Source organism: Rhodococcus yunnanensis NBRC 103083 (assembly GCF_001895005.1).
In the GTDB taxonomy this organism is placed as follows: domain Bacteria; phylum Actinomycetota; class Actinomycetes; order Mycobacteriales; family Mycobacteriaceae; genus Rhodococcoides; species Rhodococcoides yunnanense.
In genome coordinates, this window is record NZ_BCXH01000004.1 from 183,532 (window position 1) to 199,991 (window position 16,460).

The following is a 16,460-nucleotide window of genomic DNA, read 5'->3' on the forward strand; positions in this document are numbered from 1 at the left end:
CGACTCAGACCGTCAGTACGGTGCAGGCACTGATGCCCGGTGCGCCGTAGACATGGGTGAAGCCGACTCTGGGATTGTTCGGTACTTGGCGTGCACCCGCTTCGCCGCGGAGCTGCGTGACGATCTCGTGGACTTGGCGCAGCCCGGATGCACCGATCGGCTCACCGTTTGCGATGCAACCGCCGTCGGTGTTGATCGGGAGCCGTCCACCGATCTCGGTGTCGCCCGCAGCGATCATGGCCTCCTGCTCGCCGGGCTCGCAGAAGCCGCACTCGGCCATGTGCATTATCTCGGCACCGCTTTCGGTGTCCTGCAGCTGTGCGACGTCGACGTCGCTCGGGCTCAGTCCTGCGTGCGCGAATGCGGCGCTCGCTGCATCCGCGCTCACGCTGCTCGGCTCGCCGGTGCCCTGCACGGACGGGCTGAAGACCTCGAAGGATCCGAATCTGCGGGTGCGATGCGAGATGGCGGCAAGGCGCACCGGACGCCCGCCCAATCGTCGAATGGTGTCCGCGCCTGCAACGATGACCGCCGCCGCTCCTTCTCCGGGGGAACAGAACATGTACCGGGTCAACGGGTCGTTCACCATGTCCGCACCGGCGATGGTGTCGGCGTCCATTGCCTCGCGGCGCCACGCGTTCGGGTTCAGGACCCCGTTGCGATACGCCTTCTCCGCAACGAGTGCGAGGGTGCCGCGAGAAATCTGGTGCTCACGCATATAGCGAGAGATCTTCGCTCCGAAGAACTGCGTGGTCACCATGAGTCCGGCCTCGCCGTAGCCTGCGGGCAGCCCCCACTCCTCGGGTCGCGGATCGAAGGCACCGCGTGGATGCTTGTCGAAGCCTACTGCGAGAGCGATATCCGCGGACCCGGACCGAACGGCGTTGACGGCGGAGAACAGCGCGCTCCCACCCGTCGCGCATCCGTTCTTGACGTTGGTGAAGGGAATGCCGGTGAAACCGAGTTCCGCGACGAGCGTGTCGGCCAGTCCTGATCCGTCACTGCCACCGAACGCCACCTGAACGTCCGGCCAGGACAATCCTGCATCCGCGAGCGCCCCGCCGATGGCGGTGATCGCCATCTGCCGCCCCGAAATTCCCGGCTGTCTGCCGAACTTCGACAGTCCGGCTCCGATGATCGAAACCGTTTCCGTCACTGCGATACTCCTACGTTCGAGGCGGGGTGCGCCGTTCCGACTGCAAACCGAGGCACCGGAGAGGTAGAGATCAGGCTCACCGGTGCCCCGTCCAGTTCATCGAAGCGCTCGCACTCGATGATTGCCTCGATCTTGATTCCCTCGGGCAGTTCGACATATCCGACCGCGAACGGTCGAAATCCGCCCACGGGTGGAACATACGGAGGTGACTTCGGCGCGAAACGCTGAATCGTGTAGGCCCACAACGTTCCCTGGGTGCTCAGGCTCAGTGCCACGGCCGTGGGTGTTGCGCACCTACTGCACATCACGCTCGCCGGGAATGCGACGGTGTCACACACCGTGCACCGGCTGCCTTCGAGCGTGAGCGCCGAAGTCTCCTCCATGTCCATCCCTTCGAGAAAATGCGTCGGTTCAGTTCGATGAGTGGGCGAGGATCAGCGCCCGACCCACTTCGGCTCACGCTTCTCGAGGAATGCAGTGACGCCTTCCTTTCCGTCCTCGGACTGGAGTGCGTTGCCGACAGCAAGATGTTCCATCACCATGAGCGACTGGATATCTGCGTCCAGACCGCGATCGATGCACATCTTGGTCAGCTTCATCATGAACGGGCTCTTGTCGACCAGCGGTGCAACGAAGTCCGCGACGAGCTGGTCGAGCTCCTCGGCAGGGGCACTCGCATTGATGAGGTCGAAAGCCACGGCCTCCGGGCCGCTGAGAAGCTTGCCGGTGAGCATCAATTCCTTGGTCTTACGGATGCCGATCATGCGGGGCAGACGGTAGATCGGACCTGCGCCGCCGAACAATGCACGGCGGATGTGGAAGTCGCCGATCTTGGCGGTGTCTGCGGCGACAGCGAAGTCACACGAGATCATCAATTCGAATCCGCCTGCGGTGACGTAGCCTTCGAGGACAGCGACCGATGGTGTATTCATCGAATACAGGCGGTCGCACACCTTCGCGGAGAGAACTGCGACATCCATCGCGTTGGTGGTCCCGACGAAGTCCGACAGCAGCTCGTCGAGGTCGAAACCGGAGCAGAACTGGTTCTGGACACCGCGCAGGACGAGGACCTTGAGGTTCGGATCGTTGTCGACCTCGACGATGATCTCGTCGAGACGGTGCAGAAGTTCGACCGTGACGGCGTTCTTCTTGTGCGGGCGGTTGAGCCAGACGCGGGCGACGTCGCCGTCTTTTTCCAACAGGATGTGGTCGGTGTCAACCATGGGGAGTGCCTTTCGTGGAGCGACAAAGTTGAACTGGATTCACTTCAGTATTGATCATCGTGTCTGTCGGCGTCAATACCCGGGTCGGTGCGGGCCGTTCGGCCGGCTACACGCCGATCAAATCTGCGATCCGACGGCGGTGTGAACGCGAGTCACCCTGTAGCGCTGCGTTTCCCATTGCGCGACGGAAGTAGGAGTGCGCCGGGTGCTCCCAGGTGAAGCCGACACCGCCGTGTAGCTGGACTGCCTCGTGTGCCGCGTGGACGGCTGCATCGCTGCACACGGCCCCTGCGACGGCGATCGCCACACGCGCGTCGTCGGGGTTCTCGTCGTATACGGCGGCGGCATAGCGGGCGGCCGATCGTGCACGCTCCAATTCGATCAACATGTCGGCCAGGCGGTGTTTGACTGCCTGGAACGAGCCGATCGGACGGCCGAACTGGTGTCGTGTCTTCACGTAGTCCAGCGTCATCTGCAGCAGTGCGTCGGCGATTCCTGTGTTCTCGCTCGCGATCGCGAGGGTCGCGATGTCTCGAAGTCGGGAAACGACGTCGGACGCCTCGGCGCCCGATGCGAGGATCGTTGCGGGGGCCCGGGTGAACGTCAGATCGGCCTGACGTCTCGTGGGGTCGAGAACGGACCGATCGATGCTCGAGACGGCGTCGCTCTTCGGGACTGCGAAGAGAGCGGTCTGCCCGTCGTGCTGGGCCGAGATCACCACCACGTCGGCGCCGCTGCCACCCACTACGTGCAACGCCTGGCCGTCGACCACCCAGTCGGAGTCGATTCGGCCGGCCTGTAGATGATCCGAGTCGGCCGACAAGTCGCTGACCGCGGCGATGGAGTCACCGCCGAGGACGGAGTCGAGTAGTGGGAGGGAGTCATCGGTAGTCGAGTGCATCAGTGCCTGGACTCCGAGTATCGCGGATTGATACACCGGTTCGGGTGTGAGGCTGCGTCCGCACTCCTCGAGGATGATTCCCATCTCCACCATCCCGTACCCGAGCCCTCCTCGATCCGCAGGTGCGGCGATGGTCGTCACGGACATGTCCTCGACGAGCCGTCGCCACAGTTCGGGCGAGTAGCCCGCCTCGGTCGAGGACACGGCTCGGATCTTCTCTATCGTCGAGTGCTTGTCCAGCGTGCCCCGCACCGCGTCGCGTAATCCGGCTTGCTCGTCTCCGGGGGTCATCGCCGACGGTTCGGAGCGGGGCCACGGGGACTCGGGCGTCGTTGTCGAAATAGCCATGTCACTCCATCTGAGTTGAGTTCAGTTCGTGTCTTGAACAGTAACCTGTCATACTCTCGACAAACATAGCCAATCTGAACTAAGTTCAATTCATGACCTTGAACATCACTGAGTACTACGCGACTCTGGACGAGGGCCGCTTGGATGACGCGGTTGCCCTGTTGGCCGAGGACGTCGAGTTCGCCATGATCTTGCCGACCGGCGCGAACAAGAAGACCGGGCGAGCAGCGATGTTGGAGTATCTGCGCGGCCGTCCTCCGGTGGGGCGCAAGCACAGAATCCTTCGTGCAGCCGAGGATCGCGACCTTCAATTCGTCCACGGTGCGGTGACCGAAGGCGACCGCACCACCGGATTCTTCGTCGGGGTGATGCATGTGGACGGACAAGGGCTGATCGACCGGTATCAGGTGTCGTTCGACTCCGAATTCTTCCTTGTTGCAGCTGATTCCACCACCGAAGGAGATCGAGTATGACGGATTCGGGCGCAACACCGACCCTTGCCCGCTGGTTCGAATACATGGATTCCGACGACCCGGACCGCGTACTGACCATGATCACCACGGACTTCCGGATGTCCGTGCAGTTCTCCAAGGGTCACGGCGCCGCAGCCGAATTCGTCGGCGACCGTGACGGACTCGTCGTCTATCTGGCCCAGCGCGAGAAGAGCACTCTCGTTCACCACATCGATTCGGGTGCATCGGACGGCAACCTCGAGCTGGTACTCGGCCGCACCACACGAGACGACGCGTTCGAGGCCTCGTTCAATGCCACAGCGCAACTGGGCGACGAAGGGAAAGTTCGACGACTGCTCATCGCCAGAACCCCTGAAATCAACTTCGACTGACCGTATTTCGATTTGTTCGGAAAGGAATCACTGGGCGTGAGCGAACAAGCATTGATCTTCGAGGCGATACGCACCCCTCGGGGCAAGCAGCGAAACGGCTCCCTGCACGGTGTCAAGCCCGTCGATCTGGTCACCGGGCTGATCGGGGAACTGCGGGTGCGGTTCCCCGATCTCGATCCGGCAGACATCGACGACGTCGTCCTCGGAGTCGTCACGCCGCTGGGGGAGCAGGGGGCGGTGATCGCACGTGCGGCGGCGCTGTCAGCCGGCCTACCCGAGTCGGTGCCCGGTACCCAGATCAACCGGTTCTGTGCGTCGGGACTCGAAGCCACCAACCTTGCAGCCGCCAAAATTGCATCCGGATGGGATGAATTGGTCATCGCCGGCGGTGTGGAGTCGATGTCGCGAGTTCCGATGGGTGGTGACGGCGGCGCATTGTTCACCGACCCCGCCACGACCTACGACCTCTACATCACCCCTCAGGGCATCGGGGCGGATCTCATCGCGACCGTCGAAGGTTTTTCTCGTGGTGACGTCGACCGATATGCCGCGCAGTCGCAAGAGCGAGCCGAAGCTGCTTGGAGCGCAGGCTATTTTGCTAAATCGGTGGTCCCGGTCAAGGACTTCAACGGCGTCACGTTGCTCGATCACGACGAGCACCGCCGACCCGGCAGTACGGTGGACGGTCTCGGAAAACTACGGCCTGCATTCGCCGCGATGGCTGCTACCACCGGATTCGACGACGTCGCATTGCAGAAGTATGTCGACATCGAGCGAATCGACCACGTACATACCGGTGGCAACTCATCGGGGATCGTCGACGGTGCGGCGTTGGTACTGCTGGGCAGTGCTGCCGCGGGGCAGCGCAGCGGGCTGATCCCACGCGGGCGTGTTGTCGCCACCGCCCAGGTCGGCAGCGAACCGACGATCATGCTCACCGGACCTACGCCCGCGACGGTCGCCGTCCTGAAGAAGGCAGGCCTGACCGTAGCGGACATCGATGTGTTCGAGCTGAACGAGGCCTTCGCCTCCGTGGTGCTCAAGTGGATGAAAGATCTCGACATCCCGAACGAGAAGACCAACGTCAACGGCGGAGCGATCGCGATGGGTCATCCCCTCGGGGCTACCGGCGCGATGCTCGTCGGCACGGTACTGGACGAACTCGAACGAACGCAGGGCCGCTTCGGTCTGATCACTCTGTGTATCGGTGGCGGTATGGGAGTGGCCACCATCATCGAACGCATCTGACCGGAACCCGTCGAAACACCACAGAAGTCGAATCCTCGAGAACGGTTGCGAAAGAGAATGACCGACAACATGATCCGATGGAATCATGGCGCCGACGGCGTCGTGGTTCTCACGATGGACGACCCGGGCAAGGGCGCCAACACGATGAACGACCTCTATATCGCGTCCATGGCGGCCACGGTGACTCGGCTCGAAGCAGAGAAGGAGACGATCACCGGTGTCGTCGTGACATCGGCTAAAAAATCGTTCTTCGCGGGCGGAGACCTGAAAGACATGATCGCCGAGCACCCCGGCGTCGACAAGCTCGAGATCGCAGCCCGATTGACGGACCGAATCAACGGAATCAAGAAGGTACTGCGCCGACTCGAACTACTCGGCAAGCCGGTCGTGGCGGCACTCAACGGGGCAGCACTCGGCGGTGGGTTCGAGATCGCACTGCACACCCACCATCGGATCGCGGCCGATGTGCGCGGAAATCAGGTGGGCCTGCCCGAGGCGACGCTCGGGCTGTTGCCGGGTGGCGGTGGAACCGTGCGGACGGTGCGGATGCTCGGTCTGCACGATGCCCTGTCCACCGTGCTTCTGAAGGGGCAGCGTCATACCATCTCTGCGGCAGTCGATCTGGGACTGATAGACGATACCGTCGACAGCGTCGAGGAGCTGATCCCGGCCGCCAAGGCGTGGATCGCCGAACACGCCGATGCCGCCCAGCCGTGGGATTCGAAGGGTTTCTCCATCCCAGGCGGCGCACCCACCGACCCTGCCATTGCGCAGAACCTGTTGGTGACGACCGGGCTGCTGCGCAAGCAGCACCGTGGAGCCCCAGCGCCCGCGGCGCGCGCCATCGTCGCGGCCGCAGTCGAGGGCGCCTATGTCGACGTCGACACGGCGGACGAGATCGAGACACGCTACTTCGTCTCACTCGTCACCGGACAGGTCGCGCAGAACATGATCAAAGCGCTGTTCTTCGACCTGGAGTCGATCAAGCGAGGCGAGTCAAGACCAACGGGGTACCAGAAATTCACCGCCAAGAAGGTCGGGATCATCGGGGCGGGCATGATGGGCGCGGCGATCGCCTATGTATGCGCCGAGGCAGGAATCGATGTCGTACTACGAGATGTCGATCTCGATGCTGCGTTGCGCGGCAAGAGGTATGCGGAAAAGGTGCAGACGCGTGCCCTGAACCAGGGACGGACCACCGAGGATCGGTCGGCAGCCCTCCTCGGGCGCATCCACGCCACCGCGGACGCCGCTGATTTCGTCGGTGTCGACCTCGTCGTCGAAGCTGCCTACGAATCGGTCGAGGTCAAGCATCAGGTGTTCCAGGAGATCGAGAACATCGTCGAACCGGATGCCGTGCTCGGATCCAATACCTCACAACTGCCCATCGGTATCCTGGCCGACGGCGTTGTCCGTACCGAGGATTTCATCGGAATTCACTTCTTCTCACCGGCCGAGAAGATGCCGCTGGTCGAGATCATCCGCGGCGCGAAGACCTCGGATGCTGTGGTAGCCAAAGTGATCGACTTCGTGTTCCAGATCGGCAAGACACCGATCGTGGTCAACGACAGCCGCGGCTTCTTCACCTCCCGCGTCATCGGAGCCTTCCTCGACGAGGCGCTGGCCGCGGTAGGCGAGGGCGTGAATCCGATCTTCATCGAGCAAGCGGGCGCGCAAGCAGGATATCCGACGCCGCCACTTCGATTGATGGATCAGGTCACTCTGACTCTCTCGCAGAAGATCCGCAAGGAGAACCAGCGGGCCCTGATCGCCGAAGGCAAGGATATTCGCCACCACGGATCGAACGCGGTGATGGACACGATGGTCGGCGAGTTGTCGCGGCCGGGCCGTGCAGGTGGCGGCGGCTTCTACTCCTACGACGACGCTGGCAGAAGAACCGGAATCTGGCCCGGTCTGCGCGACGCCTTTGCATCGGGAACCACGCGAATTCCCTTCGTGGACATGCAGGAACGAATGCTGTTCGCCGAAGCCATCGAGACCGTCAGATGTTTCGACGAGGGTGTCGTGACCAGCGTCGCCGAAGCCAACATCGGATCGCTTCTCGGGATCGGGTTTCCGTCGTGGACAGGTGGTGCGGTTCGGTACATCGACCAGTACGACGGCGGACTTCAAGGCTTCGTCGACCGTGCGCGAGATCTCGCCTCGAAATACGGCTCGCACTTCGAGCCGCCACGCTCGCTCGTGGACCAAGCAGCTCGTGGAGATCGAACTTTTTCACTCACACACCGGAGCATCTCGAACCAGCAGTGACTCGAACCAGCAGTGACTCCATCTGCAGTGATTCGACAGCGCACACCGACGACGATACGGAGTACAACGATGGGTTCATCCTGGATTCGCGCGACCGCGGTGACACTTGCCGTCGGACTCGCCGTCACAGTATGCAGTAGCGGCGGGTCCGATTCTGCGTCGGGTCCGGTGGACGGGACGTGGGACGACATCGTCGCGGCCGCGATCGACGAGGGCAGCGTCCACCTGTATTCCACTCAGCATCCCGAAAACCTTGCGGCATTGGAGGTTGCATTCGAGACACGCTATCCGGACATCGATCTCGAATTCACCCGGGGGAGTGACGTCGAGTTGAATCCGCGAGTCGAGACCGAGGCCAGGACCGGCAAGGGGATTGCCGACGTGCACATGCTCTCGGATCCGGCATGGACGGCGGCGGCTGCCGAGTCCGGACAGTATTCGACCGAAGTAGTCGGCCCCGCGTTCGACAGTGCAGAGTACGACCGTGAGGCCGCCGTCCTGTCCGATCGGTTCTTTCTGACCAGCGCAGCGGTGTTCGCCCTCGGCTGGAACACCGACTCGGTGCCCGGCGGGTTGTCCTCGCCGAGCGACCTGCTGGACCCACAGTTGAAAGGACGTATCGGCATCGTGAATCCGGCGGGATTTGCCGCGGTCGTCGACGAGTATAAATTCTTCGACGAGAACTGGGCAGGCGGTAACTTCAACGACAAGCTCGCCGAACTCGAACCGCGTGTGTATCCAGGTGCTCTGGCCGTGGTGCAGGCACTGGTGTCGGGTGAGATCGTCGCGTCGCCGATGGTTCCGCCGTTGGTCCGCGAGGAAAGTGCCGGCGCTCCGGTGGGATGGGTTCTGCCCGAACCTGCCTGGGGGACACCGTGGTACTCGCATGTACTTCGGTCAGCGCCGCACCCCAACGCGGCACAGGTTCTAGCGGACTTCATGGTGACCGACGCCGGTCAGGCAGCGCTGTCCACGGGGTACGGAAGCGCGCTGGAAGGGACCCCGAATTCCGTGGCCTCGGCTCGCGATATCGAGCTGCCCGACACCACGAATCTCACATCCGATGGATTGGCTCGATATCAACAGCAGTGGGAACAGCTGTTCCTCGACTGACACACGATCCTTGGATCACCGGTCCTCGATGAGATCCTGTACTCGACAACAGATTGGCGGAAACAGACGATGTCCTACCTACTGGTGCACGGAGCAGGCATGGGTGCGTCGTGTTGGGATCGGTTGATCCCGGCACTCGACGCGCAGACTGTGGCCGTAGACCTACCGGGTCGTGGCCGACGGCAGGACCTGGATCTTCGCACCGTGACGCTCGACGACTGCGCAGCCGCGATCATCGCCGATGTTCGCGCGGCGCAGATGACGGATATCGTCGTCGTTGCGCATTCGTTCGCAGGTGTCTCGGTACCTCGGGTGCTCGAGGAACTTTCCGAGGTGATCCGGCATGTCGTGTTCCTGTCCGCGGTGGTGCCCCCGGACGGCACCCGAGTGCTCGATCAGATCGATGAAAGCGTGAGAGGCGCTGTCGAGGAGTCGATTTCGAGCGGTCTCTACAGCCAGGAGCGCGGTGCAGCCCAGTCGATACTGTGCAACGACATGGACGACGACCAGACCAACTGGACTCTGGACCGAATCGTCGACGATGCTGCGTCCCTTCTCGTCGAGAAGGTCGATCTGTCGGGTCTTTCGGTGCCCGTCGACAGGACGTACATACGACTCACCCGTGATGTGTGCTACCCCGACGAACTGCAGCAGCGGTCCGCAGCTCTGGTCGGTGGTCGGACCCGAGAACTCGACACCGGGCACATGGCCATGGTGTCGAATCCCAGCGGGTTAGCGCAGATCTTGACGGAACTGCATTCCTGATCGCGTCAGACCGAGAGCGAGTTCGGTCGCGAGATCTGCTCCGGAGCAGCGAGTTTCGGGTCGGAGATGAAACCGATGATCGACTCGGCAAAAGGTGCGGGGTTCTCGAAGAAGGGGAAATGAGCGCCGCCCTCGGCTTCGGTGAACTTCCTGAACTGTGCGCCGGTGATGTGGTCCTTGGTCCAGACCTGGGATTCGGGGGCAACGTGACTGACTTCGCCCGCGATGACCAACGTCGGCACGTCGATCGTCGGGAGGATGTCGCGCCAGTCCTGCATGATGTGGTCGAACAACAGACGTGCGCCCCACGCAGCTGGCAGCTTGAGGTTCTCGTTGTACATCCACTCGAGGTCGTCGGCGGGGATGTTCGGAGTGAGCATCGAGACAAGAAAGGCGTGGCGGGCGGTGGGCCCGTCCGGGCCTGCAACTGCTGAGGCGAACTGTGCTGCCCCTTCGAAATCGAGAATGGCGCCCGCTTCCTGTGCATCCTTCGGCGTCATCCAGGGCAGCACTGCGCAGGCGCTCGGCTGATCCACGATCACGAACTTCTCGAACTTGGACGAACCGTGCGAATCGAGGTAACTCCACAGGACCGAGACACCCATGGAGTGGCCGAGGAACGTTGCCGTCTCCACACCGAGGTATTCGAGCAGTTCGTGCAGGTCCGCTGCGAGTCGGGCGATACGCGCACCTGTGGCAGGTTTGCTCGACTCACCATGGCCGCGTTGATCGAAACTGATCACTCGCGCAGAGGGGGCGAGCAGCGGAATGACTCGATCGAACATCGCACGGGACTGCGACCAGCCGTGCAGCATGACAAGTACGCGCCCGGATTCGACTGGTCCGGTGTCTCGGACGTCCAGTACGGCGCCGTCGCTTGTGGTGAAAGTGCTCATGGGTCGATCCTCCATCGTGTGTGAGCGCGGTGCTGCCGGAGCAGTTCGACGCGATGCGGCTTACGTCCGATTATTGCTCCGCAGTGACACCGGTCACCACGGTCGAACGTCGCAAAGGTCGTCTCATTTTTCAACGTTTCGTAGAAAACTGCTGGTGAGAGCACTGGATCCGATGCTTGCCGCCGCAGAGAAGCGACAGTCAGACGGGGCGTTCGACGATGTCCAGCAGGTGTAGTCCCATGTGCATCAGAAGCCGGTCGTTCCCGGAGTCGAGGTCGATGCCCGACGCGACCCGAATTTGCTCCAGCCGGTAGTAGAGCGAGGTTCGGTGCATGTGCAATGTCGTGGCGGTGCGTGCGATCGAACCTCCGTTGTCGAGAAAGGCCCGCAGGGTCTTCACGAGTTTCCCGGAATCGTCGGCGTCGATGAGGTCCCGCAGTGGTTGCGGAACGGTTGTCCACACCAAGGAAGTATCCGGAAGGTCGAGCAACACGGCGTCGACGCCGAGTTCGTGCCAGAAGACAACCGTGTCGGTGATCGACGACACACGTCGGGCCGCTTTGAGTGCGATGTCGGCGCGGTGTCTCGCGACGAAGGCATTGGCCAATCCGCCTGTGGTCGTTCCGATTCCGATGCAGGTGCTGCTCGACGCGTCGCCGAGCAGGCGACGCAGCTCGGATTCGATCTGGCCCGCTTGCCGCGCCAACTCGCTCCGTTCGATCGGCCGAGCTTTGACCTGCAGGAGAACGGCGCTGTCCTCGGCGATGTATACGCGTGTGCTCTTCGAGTGAATTCGAGTCACCGTGTCGATCGCTACCCGTAGTGCGATGTCGACCGGGGTCTGGGAATCCTCTGCCGGGTCGGCGGCCACGACTGTGACGGCGATGCTGTCCAGTGCAGGCAGATCCCTGCTCTCCTCGAAGTAGGCGAGCGCCCCCTGCCTCGCCTGCGCGTCCCTGGTCAGCAGGTCACGCAGTGCACTGCGTCTCTCTACTTGCTGTGGGTCGGATTCGAGTGAGTCGGTGTACATCTGCGCTGCGATGTCGCGACTGACTTTCGCGATGTGCTCGATCTCCGCGCTCGTCAACGACTGATCGGCGTCGATGACCATCAGGAGCCCGATCAACATCCCTGGCCCGTACAGCGGCACGCATAGTCGCGACTTGAGGCCGAGCGCATCACTGCCTTCGAGAACGTGTGGTCCGTGCCAACGCGCTGCGCCCTGGCCGAGGACGAATCGGCCGATTTCGTCGCCTGCGTCGCGGTCGAGCATCGCGCGGATGCGCACGGTGTCCTCGTCGCCGAAGTGGCGGCTGGCGCAGATCAATCGCACCGCCGGGTCGTCGATGACGACCGAGCGGCCGAGGAACTCACCGAGTTCGTCGACCAACGAGCGAACCCCTGCACCTGCGATGATCGGACTGGTCACTCAACCCATCCTTCCAGGCATTTTCTACGAAACGTGGATAAATCGGCGCGTGTTCGCAACGCTGTGCCATGTTGCGTGGCTCACTGCCTGTCGATACTCGAAAGTACAACTCGGCTTCCTTTCACAGGCCCCACGCGACCGAGCAGGCGCTGGGCGTGAAGGAGCTTATTCGCGCTAGGAGTCACACAATGAAGGACACCCCTCGCATCATCGGTCCGACCGAGCGATGACCATGACCACAGGTGCACCCGTGATCGTGTTTCCCGGACCTCGCCACCCCGATCGTCGGCACACGATTCTGACGGACACGTCGTCGGTGAACACCACACTCGAACCGAACATTCGGCTTATCGACGCGCTGGAGGCAGTGGCCGACCGGCACGGCGCCTCGTCGGCCCAGTTCGAACTCATGGGCGGAACGCTGGACCGAATCTCGTACTGCTTCCCCGCGTGCGGTGCGGGTGAGAATCCGATCAGCTACAGCGAGACGCACGAGTCCGACGTTCCAGCGCAGCTGCTCACCGCCTCGGTCACGTTCGGATACCGGCACGGCGAGCGTTTCATGCACTGCCATGCGGCCTGGATCGACGCATCGGGCGCACTGCGGGCAGGCCACCTCTGGCTGGAGTCTCGTCTGGGGCCGGTCCCGGTCTATGCGGTCCTGCATACGCTTTCAGGGATCGACATGATCAGCGACGACGATCCCGAGACCAGGATGCCTGCGTTCACGCCGACCGCATCGTCACCCGCGGTCGAGACGGACGGTGACCGTGCCCGCGCCGTGATCGGTCGTATTCTTCCTGGCGAGGACATCGTCGAAGCAGCCGAGGAGATATGCCGTGCCCACGGCTTCTCCCGTGCGCTGGTGCGTGCCGGGGTCGGCAGTCTCGTCGGTGGTTGCTTGCGCCGAGCGGATTCCGACAAGCTCGTCGACGGCCCGGCAACGGAGATCGTGACCATTCAGGGATCGATGGCCTCCGACGCGAACGGTGCTGTGCATGGTGATCTTTCGGCGATACTGGTCGACCTCCGCGGCGACGTACACGCCGGTCTCCTGATACGTGGGCGCAACCCGGTTGCGGTCACGTTCGAACTATTGGTCATCGAGGATCGAGAAGCACATGAGTAACAGACTTGCAGGCAAGGTCGCCGTCGTGTTCGGCGCAGGCTCCAGTGGCGCCACCCTCAGCAACGGGCGAGCTGCGGCGCTGGCTTTCGCGCGAGAAGGTGCCGCCGTCGCGGCGATCGATCGAAGTGCGGCAGAGGCAGCACTCACCGCCGAAGAGATAGTCGGAGAAGGCGGTATTGCGCAGGCGTTCACCGCCGACGTCACCGATGAAGATCAGGTGCGTGCGGTGATAGCCGACGTCGCCGCCGCGTTCGGCCCGCCGACCGTTCTGCACAACAACGTCGGCGCAGCCAGGATCGGTGACATCACCGAACTCGAGCTTGCAGACTGGGATTCGGCCCTCCAGGTGAATCTCACCGGGGTGTTTCTCGCGTGCAAGCACACCATTCCCTGGATGCTGAAGGCAGGCACCGGGTCGATCATCAACGTGTCCTCGCTGGCCGCCATCCGCTACACCGGATACAACTACCCCAGCTACATGGCCTCCAAGGGTGCGGTCGACCAACTCACGGTGTCGGTGGCGCTCGAATACGCCTCGCGGGGAATCCGCGCCAACGCAATTCTTCCCGGACTCATCAACACCCCGCTCGTGGCTCGTCAGATCGTGAGCGACGACCAACAGCAGGCTGCCCGCGAATTGGCCGCGCGGGACGCTGCCAGTCCGACCGGGCGCATGGGTTCTCCCTGGGATGTGGCGCATGCTGCGGTCTTCTTGGCCTCGGACGAAGCCGCCTACGTCAACGGAGTCCTGTTGCCGGTCGACGGCGGTCTGGCGGTGAGATCGAAGTGAGTGATCGCAAGAGACCGATGAGGACACCGCTGTAACGAATCCCGGGTTCGACCATGCCTGGTGCCTAGTGACACGATTCCACCAACCTGTTATACATGTTTCATAGATGTATGACAGGTTGCTTCGAGCGCCTGTTGACCCTCGAAAAGTTAGGCGTCTGCAATGGACTACGACGTGGTGTTGGTCGGCGGCGGAATCATGACCGCCACCTTGGGAATGTTGTTGCGCAAGGTGGCGCCGGACTGGTCGATACTGGTCCTGGAGCGATTGGACGGGCTCGGGCTAGAGAGTTCTTCGGCGTGGAACAACGCAGGGACAGGGCATGCCGGTCTGTGCGAGTTCAATTACACCCCGTTGGACGGCGCTGGCTCGATCGACGTCGGTAGCGCGGTGACGGTCGGTGAGCAGTTTCATGTATCGAAGCACTTCTGGGCGAAGCTCGTGGCGGATGGATTGCTCGGTGAGCCAGAGGATTTCATTCGTACCGTGCCGCACTTCGGGTTCGCTCACGGCGCTGCCGGAGTGGAACATCTTCGTCTGCGGTACGAGGCGCTTCGGCATCACCCGCTGTTCGAGGGTATGACCATGACCCAGGACCGGGATCTCATGTCCGAATGGCTTCCGCTGATGTTCGACGACCGATCGCCGGAGGACGACGTCGCGCTGTGCCGCAGTGGGGGAGGGACCGACGTCGATTACGGCGTACTCACTCGGCGGCTCTGTTCGGCTCTGGAAGGCGACGGTGCCGAGATTCGTACGGGACAGGAAGTGCGCTCGCTGAGCCGCTCACGCAACGGCTGGGATCTGCAGGTTCGGGATCTGGAGGGGGACAGGACGTACGGCGTTCACGGCTCGTTCGTCTTTCTCGGTGCCGGGGGCGCCACCCTGCCGTTGCTGCAGCGGGCAGGCGTGGACGAGGTGAGCCACTACGGCGGATTTCCGATCAGCGGACAGTTCTTGCGCACGGACGCAGCACATCTGGTATCCCAGCATCGCGCGAAGGTGTACGGCCATGCCGAACCTGGAGCGCCCGCCATCTCCGTTCCGCATCTCGATACCCGAATAGTCGACGGACGTGAGTACCTCATGTTCGGCCCGTTCGCGGCGTTCTCACCGCGGTTTCTCAAACGCGGTGCCCTGCTGGATCTTCCGCGGTCGGTGACAGCACGAAATTGGACGACGTACGCCGGAGCAGGGATCCACAACCAAGAGATGGTCCGGTACCTCATCGGTCAACTGGCCATGACGGACAAGATGCGGACTCGCAGTCTTCGACGGTTCGTGCCGACTGCCGACAGCGCGGACTGGCAGCTCTCGACGGCCGGACAACGCGTTCAGGTCGTCAAGCGCGTCGGTGGTCGTGGCACCATCGCAGGGTTCGGCACCGAGATCGTGACCCCGCGGAAGGGACGTATGGCCGCGCTGCTCGGCGCGTCCCCCGGCGCGTCGGCGTCGGCGTCCATCATGGCCGACGTGCTTGCGCGAAGCTTCCCGGACCGGATGAGCGGATGGTCCGACGCATTGCAGGAGTTGATTCCGGACTTCGGCGTCACGTCGTCCGAACGTGCGGTGCGCATGGCCACAGCTGTGAGCGCGAACGACGGAGTGCTGAAGCTGTCCGGGACAGTTGCGCAGAGAAAGTACGATTGATCGTGCTCGAAAAAGATGCCGTCGGCTTGACGGATCGTGTCGAAGGAGAGCTTCGCCGATCCATCGGTGACGAGACGTGGTCTCAGGGATCGCTGCTGCCGTCGGAGAACGAACTCGCCACCATTCATGGAGTCAGCCGAACGGTGGTGCGCGAGGCTATTTCGCGGCTGCGTGCCGCAGGTCTGGTTCAGACCAAGAAGGGCAGGGGTTCGGTGGTGCTGGCAAAACCGGCCTCCGGCGACTTCGGCCGGTCGTTGGCTTCGGTACACAGTCTGAGCGATCGCGTCCATCTGCTCGAGCTCCGCCGAGGGATCGAAGTGGAAGCTGCTGCCCTCGCTGCCACACGTCGCACCGAAGCCGCCGTGGTCTCGCTCGATGCGGCTCTGGGCGCGCTGTCGGAGGTCCGCGTCGAAGCCAGTGACGCGGTGGCCGCGGATTTCGCGTTCCACCGCGCCGTCGCGAGCGCGTCGAACAACCGCTTCCTGCTCGAGATACTCGACAGTCTCGGTGCGGCAGCCATCACGCGGCCGTACGTGGGAGAGGACGAGCAGGACAGCGCTCACCTCACCCGAGTCCTCGAGGAACATCGCCGGATACGTGACGCGATCAGCGCTCGCGATGCGGTGGGAGCCGCCGCAGCCATGCGAACGCATCTCGATGCGTCGATCGCCCGTCTCGAACGCTCGTGACGGGCGCG

16 protein-coding genes are annotated in these 16,460 nt (G+C 62.8%); 10 read left to right on the forward strand and 6 right to left on the reverse strand.

Annotated elements, in window-relative coordinates; all coding sequences use genetic code 11:
- Positions 1 to 4: 4 nt before the first annotated feature.
- The 4 genes from RY1_RS09145 to RY1_RS09160 all read right to left on the reverse strand — a co-directional run bounded on the left by RY1_RS09145 (position 5) and on the right by RY1_RS09160 (position 3,628).
- Positions 5 to 1,156, reverse strand: coding sequence for a thiolase family protein (locus RY1_RS09145; protein ID WP_072803217.1), 1,152 nt, complete (start codon positions 1,154 to 1,156; stop codon positions 5 to 7).
- Positions 1,153 to 1,539 (reverse strand): Zn-ribbon domain-containing OB-fold protein, encoded by a 387-nt coding sequence (locus RY1_RS09150; RefSeq protein WP_072803409.1) that lies wholly within the window; start codon positions 1,537 to 1,539, stop codon positions 1,153 to 1,155. Before RY1_RS09150 ends, RY1_RS09145 begins: the two co-directional genes overlap by 4 nt.
- A 51-nt stretch (positions 1,540 to 1,590) precedes the next feature.
- On the reverse strand, positions 1,591 to 2,379 hold the full coding sequence (locus RY1_RS09155) for an enoyl-CoA hydratase/isomerase family protein (RefSeq protein ID WP_072803218.1): 789 nt from the start codon (positions 2,377 to 2,379) through the stop codon (positions 1,591 to 1,593).
- 106 nt (positions 2,380 to 2,485) lie between these two features.
- Positions 2,486 to 3,628, reverse strand: a complete 1,143-nt coding sequence (locus tag RY1_RS09160; RefSeq protein ID WP_245819568.1) for an acyl-CoA dehydrogenase family protein — start codon at positions 3,626 to 3,628, stop codon at positions 2,486 to 2,488.
- A 92-nt stretch (positions 3,629 to 3,720) separates the two neighbouring features.
- Here RY1_RS09160 and RY1_RS09165 point away from each other — a divergent pair, with 92 nt between their 5' ends.
- The 6 genes from RY1_RS09165 (at position 3,721) to RY1_RS09190 (ending at position 9,869) form a co-directional block, all read left to right on the forward strand.
- A complete protein-coding gene (locus RY1_RS09165; RefSeq protein WP_072803220.1) occupies positions 3,721 to 4,101 on the forward strand; it encodes a nuclear transport factor 2 family protein in 381 nt (126 codons plus the stop codon).
- Entirely contained in the window at positions 4,098 to 4,472 is a 375-nt protein-coding gene (locus tag RY1_RS09170) for a hypothetical protein (RefSeq protein ID WP_072803221.1), read from the forward strand. Before RY1_RS09165 ends, RY1_RS09170 begins: the two co-directional genes overlap by 4 nt.
- Positions 4,473 to 4,508: 36 nt before the next feature.
- Positions 4,509 to 5,720, forward strand: a complete 1,212-nt coding sequence (locus tag RY1_RS09175) for an acetyl-CoA C-acetyltransferase (RefSeq protein WP_072803410.1) — start codon at positions 4,509 to 4,511, stop codon at positions 5,718 to 5,720.
- A 57-nt stretch (positions 5,721 to 5,777) separates the two neighbouring features.
- Positions 5,778 to 7,991, forward strand: coding sequence for a 3-hydroxyacyl-CoA dehydrogenase NAD-binding domain-containing protein (locus RY1_RS09180; RefSeq protein ID WP_072803222.1), 2,214 nt, complete (start codon positions 5,778 to 5,780; stop codon positions 7,989 to 7,991).
- A gap of 69 nt (positions 7,992 to 8,060) precedes the next feature.
- Positions 8,061 to 9,104 carry an ABC transporter substrate-binding protein gene (locus RY1_RS09185; protein WP_072803223.1) on the forward strand — a complete coding sequence of 348 codons (1,044 nt, stop codon included), beginning with the start codon at positions 8,061 to 8,063 and terminating at the stop codon, positions 9,102 to 9,104.
- Between the two features lie 69 nt (positions 9,105 to 9,173).
- Positions 9,174 to 9,869 (forward strand): alpha/beta fold hydrolase, encoded by a 696-nt coding sequence (locus RY1_RS09190; protein ID WP_072803224.1) that lies wholly within the window; start codon positions 9,174 to 9,176, stop codon positions 9,867 to 9,869.
- A 5-nt stretch (positions 9,870 to 9,874) separates the two neighbouring features.
- On the opposite strand, the gene RY1_RS09195 is transcribed toward RY1_RS09190, so the two are convergent.
- Together RY1_RS09195 and RY1_RS09200 are read right to left on the reverse strand one after the other, a co-directional pair.
- Positions 9,875 to 10,765 (reverse strand): alpha/beta fold hydrolase, encoded by an 891-nt coding sequence (locus tag RY1_RS09195; RefSeq protein WP_072803411.1) that lies wholly within the window; start codon positions 10,763 to 10,765, stop codon positions 9,875 to 9,877.
- 199 nt (positions 10,766 to 10,964) lie between these two features.
- Positions 10,965 to 12,194, reverse strand: a complete 1,230-nt coding sequence (locus RY1_RS09200) for a PucR family transcriptional regulator (RefSeq protein ID WP_072803225.1) — start codon at positions 12,192 to 12,194, stop codon at positions 10,965 to 10,967.
- 232 nt (positions 12,195 to 12,426) lie between these two features.
- Here RY1_RS09200 and RY1_RS09205 point away from each other — a divergent pair, with 232 nt between their 5' ends.
- The 4 genes from RY1_RS09205 to RY1_RS09220 all read left to right on the forward strand — a co-directional run bounded on the left by RY1_RS09205 (position 12,427) and on the right by RY1_RS09220 (position 16,452).
- Positions 12,427 to 13,323, forward strand: coding sequence for a PCC domain-containing protein (locus tag RY1_RS09205; RefSeq protein ID WP_169914617.1), 897 nt, complete (start codon positions 12,427 to 12,429; stop codon positions 13,321 to 13,323).
- Positions 13,316 to 14,113 (forward strand): SDR family NAD(P)-dependent oxidoreductase, encoded by a 798-nt coding sequence (locus RY1_RS09210; protein ID WP_072803227.1) that lies wholly within the window; start codon positions 13,316 to 13,318, stop codon positions 14,111 to 14,113. Before RY1_RS09205 ends, RY1_RS09210 begins: the two co-directional genes overlap by 8 nt.
- Before the next feature lie 162 nt (positions 14,114 to 14,275).
- Entirely contained in the window at positions 14,276 to 15,763 is a 1,488-nt protein-coding gene (mqo, locus tag RY1_RS09215; RefSeq protein WP_072803228.1) for a malate dehydrogenase (quinone), read from the forward strand.
- Between the two features lie 2 nt (positions 15,764 to 15,765).
- Positions 15,766 to 16,452 carry a FadR/GntR family transcriptional regulator gene (locus tag RY1_RS09220; protein WP_169914619.1) on the forward strand — a complete coding sequence of 229 codons (687 nt, stop codon included), beginning with the start codon at positions 15,766 to 15,768 and terminating at the stop codon, positions 16,450 to 16,452.
- The last annotated feature ends 8 nt before the right edge of the window (positions 16,453 to 16,460 follow it).

Bases quoted from the DNA above. Each gene is read 5' to 3' on its own strand.
- RY1_RS09150 (WP_072803409.1), bottom strand. From the start codon at position 1,539: ATGGAGGAGACTTCGGCGCTCACGCTCGAAGGCAGCCGGTGCACGGTG.
- RY1_RS09155 (WP_072803218.1), bottom strand. From the start codon at position 2,379: ATGGTTGACACCGACCACATCCTGTTGGAAAAAGACGGCGACGTCGCC.
- RY1_RS09160 (WP_245819568.1), bottom strand. From the start codon at position 3,628: ATGGCTATTTCGACAACGACGCCCGAGTCCCCGTGGCCCCGCTCCGAA.
- RY1_RS09165 (WP_072803220.1), top strand. From the start codon at position 3,721: ATGACCTTGAACATCACTGAGTACTACGCGACTCTGGACGAGGGCCGC.
- RY1_RS09170 (WP_072803221.1), top strand. From the start codon at position 4,098: ATGACGGATTCGGGCGCAACACCGACCCTTGCCCGCTGGTTCGAATAC.
- RY1_RS09180 (WP_072803222.1), top strand. From the start codon at position 5,778: ATGACCGACAACATGATCCGATGGAATCATGGCGCCGACGGCGTCGTG.
- RY1_RS09185 (WP_072803223.1), top strand. From the start codon at position 8,061: ATGGGTTCATCCTGGATTCGCGCGACCGCGGTGACACTTGCCGTCGGA.
- RY1_RS09190 (WP_072803224.1), top strand. From the start codon at position 9,174: ATGTCCTACCTACTGGTGCACGGAGCAGGCATGGGTGCGTCGTGTTGG.
- RY1_RS09195 (WP_072803411.1), bottom strand. From the start codon at position 10,765: ATGAGCACTTTCACCACAAGCGACGGCGCCGTACTGGACGTCCGAGAC.
- RY1_RS09205 (WP_169914617.1), top strand. From the start codon at position 12,427: ATGACCACAGGTGCACCCGTGATCGTGTTTCCCGGACCTCGCCACCCC.
- RY1_RS09210 (WP_072803227.1), top strand. From the start codon at position 13,316: ATGAGTAACAGACTTGCAGGCAAGGTCGCCGTCGTGTTCGGCGCAGGC.
- mqo (WP_072803228.1), top strand. From the start codon at position 14,276: ATGGACTACGACGTGGTGTTGGTCGGCGGCGGAATCATGACCGCCACC.